The sequence below is a fragment of the Streptococcus sp. HMSC077F03 genome (assembly GCF_001812375.1).
Taxonomy (GTDB): domain Bacteria; phylum Bacillota; class Bacilli; order Lactobacillales; family Streptococcaceae; genus Streptococcus; species Streptococcus oralis_S.
Genome location: NZ_KV808793.1, coordinates 126,446 through 140,011, shown reverse-complemented (window position 1 = coordinate 140,011; position 13,566 = coordinate 126,446). Strand labels below are relative to the sequence as shown.

The following is a 13,566-nucleotide window of genomic DNA, read 5'->3' as shown; positions in this document are numbered from 1 at the left end:
CTCATTTTAATTCTTCTGCTAAAATACTCATATTTTCTTCTAGATTTTCTAAGTAAGTTTTGTCATTTTCAGGATCTGCTTCTAAAGGATTGAGGGTCTTTAGGCTAACTCCTGTTGATTTGACCAAAGTCTCAGCGACTTTAGAAGAAGCATTGCTCTCAGTAAAGATGGTTTTAACCTTATAGGTCTTAACGAATTCTTGAATTTCTGTTAGTTGTCTCGGACTTGGCTCTTGTTCAGGGGAAATCCCTGCTATACCAAGTTGTTTCAAACCAAAGCGTTTAGCGAGATAAGAAAAGGCTGTGTGTTGTGTAACAAAGGTCTTTTGACTCGCTTTTTCAAAAATAGGCTGGTACTTCTTAGTCAATTCTTGGGCTTTAGCGATAAAGTTTTTAGCATTCTTTTGATACGTTTCCTTATTAGCACTATCAATCTCCGAAAGTTTGTCAGCGATAATCTGAGCTTCTTCACCTGCTTTTTCTGGATCTAACCAAGTGTGAGGGTCATAGAGTGTTTTTTCATCGATGCCGTCACCAGCTTCTACATCTTCTAAGCCCGGTACACGTTCCAAGGTCATTCCTTCAGAAGCTTCTAAAACTTTAACTTTTGAGTTTTTCAAGTTAGGATCTAGACTTCCAGCCCAAGATTCGAGCGTATGAGAATGGTAGACAAAGACATCCGCGTCATAAATAGCAGCAATGTCATTAGCTGACGGTTCAAAGGAGTGAATCCCACTACTTGACTGAATCATCCGTACATCATTCAAGTCCCCTGATACCTCTTTGACCATGGCATAGATTGGGTAAAAACTTGTTACAATCTTCATCCCTTTTGCTTCTTGTTTTTCTTTTTGGCTACATGCTCCTAAGACAAGAACCAGCAAACTTGCCATTAATAATAGAAATGTTCTTTTTTTCATCATTACTCCTTAACTGGTATTTAACCATTTAATTAACTAGTAAATAGTTTATCTTTATTTACACTATATGTCAAGATATTTTGCACATTTTCATGAAAAAAATGAGAACTAGAACTTACATTCTATTCTCATTTTCGATTTTAACTTTTCTAGTTCTCCTATCCTGTTTTTAGGAGCTAGAAAATACTGCTACCTTTACTTGCTCTCCTTTAATAAAGCCAACAACTTTTCAGCTTCAGCCATAATGGTATTGTTATCCTGAGCACCAAATAGCAGGTTATTTTTTAAGCCAGTGAGAGTTTCTTTGGCATTGGACTTGATAATGGGGTCTTGGATCTTTGCAAGTAGCTCTTCAGCCTCTCTCAACTTCGCTTCAACCTTTTCAGTCTCGACCTGAGGTTCTTCTGGTTCCTCTGGTGATTCTTCTTCCGGCTCCTCAGTTGGTTTTGGAGATTCTGGTTTCTCACTTTGAGGCTTCTCTTCGCGTGGCTTTTCTTCCTCAGGTTTGTCTGTCCGAGGTTTCTCTTCGTTTGGTTTTTCCGTTTGGTCGGTATCAGGTTGACCATTTTGGTTTCTTTGAACATGGTCACTTGCATTTCCCCAACCACTATCTGAATGTGGACGTTCGTTTGGATGTTCGACATAGTACTTGACAGTCGCAAAGAGATCCTCAAGAGTATACCCCTTAGGTGCCTCATAAAGTCCTTCGTCAAACCACTCAAATTTGATGTTATGGTAATGATCATAATGAGGAATGATTAAACTACCGTTTTTAACTTCCACGGTATGTTGGAGATTGTAAGGCATACGATCAAGCGGCACCTTTTTAGCTGCTTTCACGCGGTTGTAGATAGCTTCTGCTCCTTTAGCCTCCGTATTTCCTGGATTCTGATGGTCTGTTGAAGGAGGAGTCAAACCTTTCTCTTTAGCATAAGCCTGGGCTGCCGCTCTTTCGGCTTCAGACAAACTATCTTTTTTAATCCAATGGCTATGGGTCATATGTGGAGTTACATAGGCATCCCCCTCATCACTGGTGATATCACGAGGATCAAAGATATAGCCATCTTCTGTTGTATACTTGCCTGCCAACTTGGCTACCTGAATCTCATCATCAGTGTAGGCAATTTGCGCATTTGGTTTTCCTAAACGTTCTGGATGACGAATCGATGCTAGAAAGGCCAAGATATCATCCACCAACTTGACTTTATCACTGCTTTCATCATTTAAACGTTCCAACAGTTTATCCAAAGTGTCAAAATCAGCTTGACGCCCTTTATTAGCAAGTAAGTCTTGATGAACTGCTGCTAGTAAATCATAAGCCTTATTGTAAAATCCTCGATCACCAGATGGGAGATTGGTTTTCTTAGCTCCGAGTTTATGAGACAAACTTTCTTGCTTGTCTAGTTTACCATCAATGGCTGCTGCTGTTTCTGCTGAAAGCTTCTTAGCAGGAATATAACGTGAGGTTCCATTCTCCTCAAATACATAGCCATCAGCTACTTTTCGAATCACCTGTTTAACCAATTTTTCATCAATTGGATTGCTTGGAGCTGGTTGAGGATTTGGTGCAGGTTGTGGACTCGGACTAGGTTCCGGAGTCGGTTGTGGACTTGGTTGTTCTGGTCTTGAATCCGGCACCATATGGTTCGAACTGTACTGTAGAGGAATAATACGAGCGATTCGTTCTTCCAATTCAGACATCTGTGTATAAGGGATGAAATGGTAATGATTCCCATGAGGCACAGCAACTCCTCTAGCTGTTCGACTCGTAATCTGTGCCGGATCAAAGACAAGGCCATCAGATTCTACGTGTCGTTGGCTGAGTGGCAAGCCATAAAGTTGTTTCAGAAGGCTATCAATATCCCCATCACTCTGACTTGCTTGATTATCGTCGCTACTGTTGTTAGCTGTGTTCGTGTTCGTATAGCTGTTACTTTGATTATTATAGGATGGAGTCCATCTATCTACATCGCTGCTAACACTGTTGTTATTGGTACGGCGATAAGTAGGCGTATTTGATTGGCCACTTCTACCAGATAGAAAGGCTTCTGCAGCAGCCAATTCGCTGGCAGACAAATCACTCTTAGGAATATAGTGGAAGTGATTGCCATGAGGAACGATATAGGCATCACCTGTATCTTCTATGATATCAGAGGCATTAAAGATATAACCATCATCTGTGGTGTAGCGTCCCTGTGAACGTGCCAAGGCTACCGCGCCATCATTTGCTGAAGTCCCTCCTTCACGATGCTGACTATGTTCTTGTTTTTGTCGATTGATTTCTTCTTTTGTACGGACATTATCCGCATGAGATGCGTCCTTAAGGTAAACATAGTATTTTCCATCTACCTTGATCACATAACCACCCTTGATTTCACTGACAATATCCTCATCCTTGAGCTGGTAGTTTGGATCCTTCATCAGCAACTCTTCACTGATGATAGCGTCATAAGGGACTTTGCCATTATAGTAATGATAGTGGTCGCCATGCGAAGTGACATAGCCCTGGTCTGTTATCTTGATGACGATTTGCTCCGCATTGATGCCTTCTTTCTTGCTAACCTCATCAGGAGTCAGATTCTCCGTTTTTTGTGCCGCCTGTTTTCCATCTATATAGGAAACACGATTATTTTCTTTGACTGTTCTAGCTTGATACAGTCCCAACTCGTAAGAACAGACACTTAAAATTAAAGCTGTCGCAGAACCAGCAAGGTATTTTTTATTAATTTTCATTGAAACTCACTTTCTTTTTTGATATTTCTATTTGCAATTCATTTCTAAATTGCAGAAACTCCTCTCTATTAATTAACTGGTTAATAGTTTACTCCTAAATTTGCAACTTGTCAAGAATTTTATGAACCAGTTAAGTATTTTTTAATTCTTCACCGCTACTTTCTCTAAAATGGACTTTATATAAAAAAGATTTTCTTGAAAATTCTTTAAAAAAGTCCCTGCAACTGAGTTGCAAGGACTTTTCGATTAATCAAAATTAACGTATTCTTTTTGAAGTTCAAGAACTTCTTCCATTGTTGAGCATTCTGTAAGGGCACGGTTTGCGTACTCTTCCATCTTAGCTGTATCCAATTTCTTCATCAAGCTACGCGTACGAAGTACAGATGTTGCTGACATAGAGAACTCATCCAAGCCCATTCCGACAAGAAGTGGAACAGCCTGTTGGTCACCAGCCATCTCACCACACATACCAGCCCATTTACCTTCAGCATGAGCTGCTTTGATAACATTGTTGATCAAACGAAGGATTGATGGGTTGTATGGTTGGTAAAGGTATGAAACTTGTTCGTTCATACGGTCTGCTGCCATTGTGTATTGGATCAAGTCGTTTGTACCAATTGAGAAGAAGTCAACTTCTTTAGCAAATTGGTCTGCAAGCATTGCTGCTGCTGGGATTTCGATCATGATACCAACTTGGATATTATCCGCAACTGCAACACCTTCAGCAAGAAGGTTTGCTTTTTCTTCGTCAAAGACTGCTTTCGCTGCACGGAATTCTTTCAAGAGCGCAACCATTGGGAACATGATACGCAATTGACCGTGAACAGAAGCACGAAGAAGGGCACGGATTTGTGTGCGGAACATAGCATCTCCAGTCTCAGAGATAGAGATACGAAGGGCACGGAATCCAAGGAATGGGTTCATTTCATGAGGCATATCGAAGTAAGGAAGTTCCTTATCTCCACCGATATCCATTGTACGAACGACAACAGGTTTACCGTTCATTCCTTCAAGTACAGCCTTGTAAGCTTCGTACTGCTCATCTTCTGTTGGGAAGTCTTGAGAATCCATATACAAGAACTCTGTACGGTATAGACCAACAGCTTCTGCACCGTTGTCATTGACACCTTCAACGTCTTTTGGAGTACCGATGTTGGCAGCCAATTCAAAGTGTTTACCATCAGCAGTTACTGTTTGTGCATCTTTCAAGAGAGCCCATTCAGCTTTTTGTTTCGCATAAGCTTCACCAGCAGCCTTGAATTCTGCTGCTTGCTCATCAGTTGGGTTGATAATAACCTCACCTGTGATACCGTTAACGGCAAGAATATCACCATCTTTAACGATTTCAGTGATGTTGTTTGTACCCAATACTGCTGCAATTTCAAGTGTACGCGCCATGATAGCTGAGTGGCTTGTACGTCCACCAATGTTGGTTACAAAAGCTTTTACAAAGTTTTTGTCCAATTGAGCTGTATCTGAAGGAGTCAAGTCATGCGCAATCACAATCACTTCTTCATTGATAGAAGCTGGGTTTGGTAATTTTTTACCAAGTAGGTTTGCCAATACACGTTTTGTCACGTCGCGGATATCCGCAGCGCGTTCTTGCATGTATGGGTTGTCTTCCATGCCTTCAAAGATAGTGATAAACATGTCTGTTACTTCTTTCAGACCTGCTTCTGCATTCACTTTCTTCGCACGGATTGTTTCCTTGATTTGGCTGATCATTTCTGGGTCAGCAAGAACCATTAAGTGAGCGTCAAAAACTTGAGCTGCTTCTTCACCGAGCGTACCTACTGCTTTCTCACGAATAACAGAAAGCTCGTCTTGTGATGCTTGTAGAGCGGCATCAAGGCGAGCTTCTTCTGCGTTTGTATCTTCGACTGTAATAGTCTCAAATGACAAATCCGGTTGAACGAGTAGATATGCTTTTGCAACTGCAACACCATCAGATGCTGCGATTCCTTTAAGCATTTCTGTCATTTTCCTTATGCCAATCCTTCTTTTTCCATAGTTTCAGTGATAGCAGCGATTGCATCGTCAGCATCTGCACCTTCAGCTGAAATTGTAACGTCAGCACCTTGGCCAACACCAAGACTCATAACACCCATGATAGATTTAAGGTTTACTGATTTACCTTTGTATTCAAGAGTGATATCTGAAGCAAATTTGCTAGCTGTTTGAACCAACAATGTTGCTGGACGTGCGTGAATACCTGTTTCTGCCACTACGTGGAAATCTTTAGAAGCCATAGTTTGACTCTCCTTTAGTTATTTCTTTTTTGGATTATATGTGATAACCCTTACAAGACTGTATTATATCACCTTCTAGATTATTTTTCAAGTGTTTTATGGACTTTCTTCTATTTCCTTTCAGATAACTTGCTGAAAATCTTCTATTTATCTTACCAATATACAGTATATAGTTTTTTTGTTTTGATAAACTTTGATAGTTCAATGAAAACCCAATTTTACACTCTGACAAAACACTATATCTTGTGCTTTGTTTTTGAAACTGTAACTTTTTAGCACAAGATTTAGTTTAAAAAGTTTGACAAAGTTTTTTTTTCTGATATACTAAGAAAGTAATCAATTTTGAAAGAGGAGTTACGAAAATGGTAACCGTTTATTCTAAAAACAACTGTGTCCAATGTAAGATGACCAAGCGTTTCTTGGACAGCAACAATGTCGCTTATCGTGAGATCAATCTCGACGAGCAACCAGAGTACATCGATCAAGTTAAAGAGCTCGGTTTCAGCGCTGCTCCTGTTATCCAAACACCAACTGAAGTCTTTTCAGGCTTCCAACCAGGAAAACTGAAACAATTAGCATAATCTTAGTACATCATCCAGAAGAGATTGCTTCTAGGGCTAACTTAGAGGCCTTTCTTTTGTAATTAGATAAAGGAAATTTTATGGGATTAAAACATCTTGAGGACGTAACTTACTTCCGTCTCAATAACGAAATTAACCGTCCTGTCAATGGACAAATCATGCTTCATAAAGATAAGGAAGCCTTGGATGCCTTCTTTAAAGAAAATGTGGTTCCAAATACCATGGTTTTTGATTCAATTACTGATAAAATCAACTACCTCGTTGAACACAACTACATTGAAACTGCATTTCTTAAGAAATACCGTCCAGAGTTTTTGGAAGAATTGCATCAATTTATCAAGGATCAAAACTTCCAATTCAAGTCATTCATGGCTGCCTACAAATTTTACAACCAGTATGCCTTGAAGACTAATGACGGTGAATATTACCTTGAAAGTATGGAAGACCGTGTCTTCTTTAATGCACTTTACTTTGCTGACGGGGATGAAGCAATTGCGACTGATATTGCCAATGAAATCATCCACCAACGTTACCAACCAGCTACCCCTTCCTTTTTGAATGCTGGTCGGGCTCGTCGTGGGGAGTTGGTATCTTGTTTCTTGATTCAAGTAACTGATGACATGAACTCTATCGGACGTTCCATCAACTCTGCTCTTCAACTTTCACGTATCGGTGGTGGTGTGGGAATTTCCCTCAGCAACCTTCGTGAAGCGGGTGCACCTATCAAAGGTTATGAAGGAGCAGCTTCTGGTGTCGTTCCAGTTATGAAACTCTTCGAAGACAGTTTCTCCTACTCAAACCAACTTGGTCAGCGTCAAGGTGCTGGGGTTGTCTACCTCAATGTCTTTCACCCAGATATCATCGCCTTCCTTTCAACTAAGAAAGAAAATGCCGATGAAAAGGTTCGTGTTAAGACCCTCTCACTTGGAGTTGTGGTGCCCGATAAATTCTACGAATTAGCTCGTAAAAATGAAGAAATGTATCTCTTTAGCCCTTACTCTGTAGAGCTTGAATACGGTGTGCCATTCAACTACATCGACATCACTGAAAAATATGATGAATTGGTCGCAAATCCAAACATCCGCAAGACAAAAATCAAGGCGCGTGATTTGGAAACTGAAATCTCTAAATTGCAACAAGAATCTGGTTACCCTTATGTAGTCAACATTGATACAGCCAACCGTGCTAATCCAGTAGATGGTAAGATTATCATGAGTAACTTGTGTTCTGAGATTCTTCAAGTTCAAGAACCAAGCTTGATCAACGATGCTCAAGAATTCCTTCAAATGGGAACGGACGTTTCATGTAACCTTGGATCAACCAACGTGGTCAACATGATGACGTCACCTGACTTTGGTCGTTCTATCCGTGCGATGGTTCGTGCCCTTACTTTCGTTACAGATAGTTCACACATCGTAGCTGTCCCTACTATTGACCACGGAAACAGTTTAGCTCACACCTTTGGTCTTGGTGCTATGGGACTTCATAGCTACCTTGCTCAACAACTCATCGAATATGGATCACCTGAGTCAATTGAATTTACAAGCATCTACTTTATGCTTATGAACTACTGGACCTTGGTAGAATCTAATAACATCGCGCGTGAACGCGGTATCACCTTCCACAACTTTGAAAAATCAGACTATGCTAACGGAAGCTACTTTGACAAGTATGTGACAGGCGAGTTTGTTCCAAAATCAGACCGTGTCAAAGAACTCTTCAAAGACGTCTTTATCCCAAGTGCTGCTGATTGGACTGAACTTCGCGAAAAGGTTCAAGCAGATGGACTTTACCATCAAAACCGTCTAGCTGTTGCTCCAAATGGTTCTATCAGCTACATCAACGACGTTTCTGCTTCTATCCACCCGATTACACAACGTATCGAAGAACGTCAAGAGAAGAAAATCGGTAAAATCTACTATCCAGCTGCAGGCTTGTCTACAGATACCATTCCTTACTACACTTCTGCTTATGACATGGATATGCGTAAAGTGATTGATGTTTACGCTGCTGCGACTGAGCACGTGGACCAAGGGCTTTCACTCACTCTCTTCATGCGTAGCGACATTCCAAAAGGTCTTTACGAATGGAAGAAAGAAAACAAACAAACGACACGTGACTTGTCAATCCTTCGTAACTATGCCTTTAACAAGGGTATCAAGTCTATCTACTACGTCCGTACCTTTACAGACGACGGTGGAGAAGTCGGTGCTAACCAATGTGAAAGTTGTGTGATTTAATTTTTATCTGAGGCAACCACATTTTCTCAGACTACTGATTAAGTTACCCACCAGAAAAAACTTGATAAGTATCTTAAATACTATGAAAAACTAAAAAGTCGGGCTTCCGACTTTTTGTGCGATACTCTTCTCAGACTATGATAAAATAGAGAGGATTTGACAATCGCATTATTACATACAGAAAGAGATTTCAAATGGAAACTTACTACAAAGCCATTAACTGGAATGCCATCGAAGATGTCATCGACAAATCAACTTGGGAAAAACTGACGGAGCAATTCTGGCTCGATACGCGTATCCCCTTGTCAAATGACCTAGACGACTGGAGAAAACTATCAAACAAAGAAAAAGACTTGGTTGGAAAAGTCTTTGGTGGTTTGACCCTTTTGGATACCATGCAATCTGAAACAGGGGTTCAGGCGCTTCGCTCAGACATCCGTACACCGCATGAAGAAGCTGTTTTTAACAACATCCAATTTATGGAATCTGTCCACGCAAAATCTTACTCTTCTATCTTTTCAACCTTGAATACCAAGGCTGAAATCGAAGAAATCTTTGAATGGACCAACACTAACCCCTACCTACAAAGAAAAGCGGAAATTATCAATGAAATCTATCTCAATGGTAGCCCACTAGAAAAGAAAGTTGCCAGTGTTTTCCTTGAAACCTTCCTCTTCTACTCTGGTTTCTTTACGCCCCTCTACTATCTCGGTAACAACAAACTGGCCAACGTTGCGGAAATCATCAAACTGATCATTCGTGATGAGTCTGTTCACGGAACTTATATTGGTTACAAATTCCAACTTGGTTTCAACGAATTGCCTGAAGAAGAGCAAGAAAAACTTAAAGAATGGATGTACGACCTGCTCTACACTCTCTACGAGAACGAAGAGGGCTATACAGAAAGCCTCTATGACGGTGTTGGCTGGACTGAGGAAGTAAAAACCTTCCTTCGCTACAATGCAAATAAGGCCCTTATGAACCTAGGACAAGATCCACTCTTCCCAGATTCAGCTGATGATGTCAATCCTATCGTCATGAACGGTATTTCAACAGGAACTTCTAACCACGACTTCTTCTCTCAAGTCGGAAATGGTTACCTCCTTGGTGAAGTTGAAGCCATGCAAGACGAGGATTACAACTACGGTTTAGACTAATTTGACCAAACATTCAAAATATCATGGTTTGTTTAAAACAACCATGATATTTTTGTTTTTGTTTTGTTTTGTTTTTTTCTATTTGATTGATTGAGCGTTTTATGGTAAGATAATAATAGTAGAAATCGAGGTGATAAGGATGCTAAAGCAAGAAAAACTAGATAGTATTCTAGAAGCAGTAAACACAAAAGGCACTATTACTGTAAAAGAGATTATGGAGAGTCTTGATGTGTCAGATATGACAGCTCGCCGCTATTTACAAGAATTGGCAGATAAGGATTTGCTGGTTCGTGTGCATGGTGGTGCTGAAAAACTTCGTACAGGTTCTCTCTTAAACAACGAACGCTCAAACGTCGAAAAACAAGGCTTGCAGATTGCTGAAAAACAAGAAATTAGCCGTTTTGCAGGTCATTTGATTGACGAAGGTGAAACCATTTTTATCGGCCCAGGAACAACCTTGGAGTGTTTTGCTCGTGAGCTCCCTATTGATAACATTCGTGTCGTAACAAACAGTCTTCCTGTTTTTCTCATCCTAAACGAACGAAAACTAACAGATTTAATCTTAATTGGTGGAAATTATCGCTCTATCACGGGTGCTTTTGTAGGGACACTTACCTTACAGGATTTGACCAATCTTCAGTTTTCTAAAGCTTTTGTAAGCTGTAATGGTATTAAGGATAAGGCAATTGCTACTTTCAGTGAAGAAGAGGGCGAGGTACAACGAATCGCCTTGAACAATGCCAATAAAAAATACTTACTGGCAGACCACAGTAAGTTTAATAAGTTTGATTTTTATACTTTCTACAATATCTCAGAAATTGATACCATCGTTTCAGATGCCAAACTGAGTCAGGAGACATTTGAAGATCTGTCGAAACAAACAACCATTCTTTTATCAAAACCATAAAAATTCCCCTGCCTTTTGGTGGGGAATTTTTGTTGAATTTTATTCAATAAGTTGTGTCTCAGCTAGTTTCTTGTACCAGTGAGCTGATTTCTTTGGATAGCGATCCTGGGTTTCAAAATCAACATAGAAGAGACCGTAACGTTTTTCATAACCGTTTGACCATGAGAAGACGTCCATCAATGACCAGATAAAGTAGCCTTTGACGTTGGCTCCATCAGAGATTGCATCTGCAATCACTTCCATATGTTTCTTAACATAATCAATCCGCCCATCATCGTAGACTGTCCCATCCACAAACTCGTCTTTGTATCCGAGACCATTCTCTGTGATGTAGATTTTTTTGTAATTTGGGTAATCTTGTTTCACGCGCATGATTTGATCATACAAACCTTGAGGATAGATAATCCAATCCCAGTCCGTACGTGGGACATAGTCAGGCGCTACTCGACGTCCAACTCCCTTAATCTGATACTTAGAGCTTCCTTTTTCACCCTTACCGTTATGAATGATTTCTGTTTCGCCATCAAAGGCTTGCATCCAATCACTCATGTAGTAGTTAATTCCAAGGAAGTCGTTCAAGTCTTTTGCAGCTTCTAGGACTACGAAGTCTTCTTCACGCAAATCTAAGCTTCCACCATTGACTGCTAAGATATGGTTGACACCTTCCATGGTTTCTTCAGAATAGCGTCCTAGATAAGTCGCGTCTAGGATAAACTTGTTATGGATAATATCTTCTAACTCAGCTGCACGGACATCTGCAGGATTTTCAGGATCCAGAGGATACTTAATAGGCCGGGCGTGAACCACACCAATTTCACCTTTATAGCCTTTATCTTTATATAGCTTGACTGCACACGCATGCGACACCATCATATTGTGATGAGATTGGAAGACTTTGGCAAGGTCGTACTGAATACCTGGAGGGAATTTTCCAACCAAATACTGACCATCTCCTATCGGCCCAATTTCATTAAAGGTTGTCCAAAAGTTAACTTCAGGAAATTCTTCAAAACAGAAGGCTGCGTAGTCTACAAAGTGTTTAATGTTTTCACGGTTTAAGAAGTCTCCATTTGAATGTAGAGCTTCTGGCGTATCAAAGTGATGGAGGGTCACAAAGGGCTCAACATGCCGTTTGTGACATTCTGCAAATAGATTATGATAGAACTCAACCCCCTTGTCATTAACCTTCCCATAACCAGTTGGAAAGATACGTGACCAAGCGATTGAAATACGGATACCATTGACACCATACTCTTCTGCTAGTTTGAGTTCAACTGGGTATTTTTGGTAGAAATATCTGGCAGATTACTATCCTTGTACCTTTCTTGTGTTAGAGCTTGGTAAGAGCAGTAAATATGATCTGTCAAGATTACGTAGAGATACTCTTGAATCGGATAATGATATTTCTTTGATAGCTTATCAATGATTTCATAAGTCACTGTGATAAAATCAAGCGGAACATCTTTGAGAAGAGCCATAAAGTTTTCTCTGGACTCTTCTGTGTTCATCCGAAAGATTTTCTCAACCTGATTTTCAGCAATTAAGTCCCCTTTCTTCTTTCCAAATGCAATCCCTTTACCAATCACAATCACTTCTTCTCCTTTGTCGTTTCTGACAAGCGAGACATTGTGATTCATTGGATTTAGAATTCGATACATGGCAACCTCCTTTTATATCTTAAAGGTATATGAGTACAAAAAAGACCACAAATGAGCTTAGAAAATTCACTATTTTCTAATTCATCTGTGATCATGCCTAATATTACTTAGTAACACTCACTACTATTAAATTATGGTTTAATTATACCACCAAGATAAAAGATTGTAAACACTCTCAATCACAAAAATTCTATTTTTAGACGAAAATGATCAAACGGTCCAATTATTATTTTACACACGTTCAGTCCATGAAGTCGCTGTGGTTTGAAGAACTTTGTTAAGTTCGTCAATGTTCTCAAATCCAGTTGTGCGTAGCCATTCACGAGCTGCTGCTTCACCATCTTTGATGTAAGCTTCAACTGATCCAGCCCATGTTGCACGGCCACAAAGAACTCCGTTGAAGTTTGCGCCTGATTCATGGGCAAATACAAGAGTATCTTGGAAGAGTTTAGCTGATACTCCCGCACTCAAGTAGATGTATGGCAAGTTCGTTGCTTCGTCTTGAGCTTTGAAAAAGGCTGCTGCTTCTTCGCGTGTGTAAACTACTTCACCTTCAGCGAAGCCTTCAACATATTTAATGTTAACTGGAACTTCAACTTTCAAAACATCGATGTTGAAGCGTGGGTTTGAGAAGACCTTCATAGCACCGATAACCTTGTGTGGTTTCACTTTGGCATATTCTGCAGAACCTGCGTCAGAGATTTTTTCATCGTAAGCCAAGATTTCAAGGAAGAATGGAATGCCTTCTGCCACACACTCTGAACCGATGCGTTCGATGTAGGCTTGTTTTTGTTGGTTGAGTTCGTCAGTGCTGTCTACGTCATAGTAAAGCAAGAATTTGACAGCGTCAGCGCCTTGTTCCTTGATGCGTTTTGCAGACCAAACATCCAAGCAGTCAGGCAAGCGTTTGGTGCTTGTTGTGTCGTAACCAGTTTTTTCATAAGCAAGGAGAAGACCAGCATTTGGATCAAGCGCTTTTGTAGCTGGAAGACCATACTCAGGGTCAAGGAGCATAGATGAGGCGTATTTTGTCAATTCATCAGCCACCAACACTTTAAGTTCTTCCATTTGAGCAACTGTTGGTTCTTCCGTTTGGTATTGAGCCATGAGGCGTTTCAAAGC

At 40.3% G+C, this 13,566-nt stretch carries 10 protein-coding genes and 1 pseudogene; 4 read left to right on the top strand and 7 right to left on the bottom strand.

Going from position 1 to position 13,566, the window contains the following annotated elements:
- Window position 1 precedes the first annotated feature (1 nt).
- The 4 genes from HMPREF2853_RS05930 to HMPREF2853_RS05915 form a co-directional block, all read right to left on the bottom strand.
- Window positions 2-919 carry a metal ABC transporter solute-binding protein, Zn/Mn family gene (locus tag HMPREF2853_RS05930; RefSeq protein WP_049550390.1) on the bottom strand — a complete coding sequence of 306 codons (918 nt, stop codon included), beginning with the start codon at window positions 917-919 and terminating at the stop codon, window positions 2-4.
- Window positions 920-1,114: 195 nt separating this feature from the next.
- Window positions 1,115-3,652 (bottom strand): pneumococcal-type histidine triad protein, encoded by a 2,538-nt coding sequence (locus tag HMPREF2853_RS05925; protein ID WP_070535248.1) that lies wholly within the window; start codon window positions 3,650-3,652, stop codon window positions 1,115-1,117.
- 246 nt (window positions 3,653-3,898) lie between these two features.
- The gene (gene ptsP, locus HMPREF2853_RS05920) at window positions 3,899-5,632 is read right to left on the bottom strand and encodes a phosphoenolpyruvate--protein phosphotransferase (RefSeq protein WP_041170815.1); all 1,734 of its coding nucleotides are present in this window, start codon (window positions 5,630-5,632) and stop codon (window positions 3,899-3,901) included.
- 5 nt (window positions 5,633-5,637) lie between these two features.
- On the bottom strand, window positions 5,638-5,901 hold the full coding sequence (locus HMPREF2853_RS05915; RefSeq protein ID WP_000146948.1) for a phosphocarrier protein HPr: 264 nt from the start codon (window positions 5,899-5,901) through the stop codon (window positions 5,638-5,640).
- 362 nt (window positions 5,902-6,263) lie between these two features.
- On the opposite strand from HMPREF2853_RS05915, the gene nrdH reads away from it, so the two are divergent.
- From nrdH to HMPREF2853_RS05895, 4 genes are all read left to right on the top strand, one after another.
- Window positions 6,264-6,482, top strand: a complete 219-nt coding sequence (gene nrdH, locus HMPREF2853_RS05910) for a glutaredoxin-like protein NrdH (RefSeq protein ID WP_000259240.1) — start codon at window positions 6,264-6,266, stop codon at window positions 6,480-6,482.
- 80 nt (window positions 6,483-6,562) lie between these two features.
- Window positions 6,563-8,722, top strand: a complete 2,160-nt coding sequence (gene nrdE, locus HMPREF2853_RS05905; RefSeq protein WP_049550392.1) for a class 1b ribonucleoside-diphosphate reductase subunit alpha — start codon at window positions 6,563-6,565, stop codon at window positions 8,720-8,722.
- Window positions 8,723-8,916: 194 nt separating this feature from the next.
- Window positions 8,917-9,879 (top strand): class 1b ribonucleoside-diphosphate reductase subunit beta, encoded by a 963-nt coding sequence (gene nrdF, locus HMPREF2853_RS05900; RefSeq protein ID WP_000451378.1) that lies wholly within the window; start codon window positions 8,917-8,919, stop codon window positions 9,877-9,879.
- A 139-nt stretch (window positions 9,880-10,018) separates the two neighbouring features.
- Complete coding sequence (locus HMPREF2853_RS05895; protein WP_000917584.1) at window positions 10,019-10,786, top strand: DeoR/GlpR family DNA-binding transcription regulator; 768 nt, start codon at window positions 10,019-10,021, stop codon at window positions 10,784-10,786.
- Window positions 10,787-10,825: 39 nt separating this feature from the next.
- On the opposite strand, the pseudogene lacG reads toward HMPREF2853_RS05895, so the two are convergent.
- The 3 genes and pseudogenes from lacG to lacD form a co-directional block, all read right to left on the bottom strand.
- Window positions 10,826-12,079: pseudogene (lacG, locus tag HMPREF2853_RS05890) on the bottom strand (6-phospho-beta-galactosidase); the annotation flags it as partial.
- The gene (locus HMPREF2853_RS10185) at window positions 12,046-12,423 is read right to left on the bottom strand and encodes a CAT RNA binding domain-containing protein (protein WP_308689885.1); all 378 of its coding nucleotides are present in this window, start codon (window positions 12,421-12,423) and stop codon (window positions 12,046-12,048) included. The pseudogene lacG and the gene HMPREF2853_RS10185, both read right to left, overlap by 34 nt.
- A gap of 252 nt (window positions 12,424-12,675) precedes the next feature.
- Window positions 12,676-13,566: tagatose-bisphosphate aldolase (lacD, locus tag HMPREF2853_RS05880; RefSeq protein WP_070535246.1), on the bottom strand; the 891-nt coding region annotated here is incomplete at its 5' end.

Coding starts and splice junctions, on each gene's coding strand:
- HMPREF2853_RS05930 (WP_049550390.1), bottom strand. CDS start 919: ATGAAAAAAAGAACATTTCTATTATTAATGGCAAGTTTGCTGGTTCTT.
- HMPREF2853_RS05925 (WP_070535248.1), bottom strand. CDS start 3,652: ATGAAAATTAATAAAAAATACCTTGCTGGTTCTGCGACAGCTTTAATT.
- ptsP (WP_041170815.1), bottom strand. CDS start 5,632: ATGACAGAAATGCTTAAAGGAATCGCAGCATCTGATGGTGTTGCAGTT.
- HMPREF2853_RS05915 (WP_000146948.1), bottom strand. CDS start 5,901: ATGGCTTCTAAAGATTTCCACGTAGTGGCAGAAACAGGTATTCACGCA.
- nrdH (WP_000259240.1), top strand. CDS start 6,264: ATGGTAACCGTTTATTCTAAAAACAACTGTGTCCAATGTAAGATGACC.
- nrdE (WP_049550392.1), top strand. CDS start 6,563: ATGGGATTAAAACATCTTGAGGACGTAACTTACTTCCGTCTCAATAAC.
- nrdF (WP_000451378.1), top strand. CDS start 8,917: ATGGAAACTTACTACAAAGCCATTAACTGGAATGCCATCGAAGATGTC.
- HMPREF2853_RS05895 (WP_000917584.1), top strand. CDS start 10,019: ATGCTAAAGCAAGAAAAACTAGATAGTATTCTAGAAGCAGTAAACACA.
- HMPREF2853_RS10185 (WP_308689885.1), bottom strand. CDS start 12,423: ATGAATCACAATGTCTCGCTTGTCAGAAACGACAAAGGAGAAGAAGTG.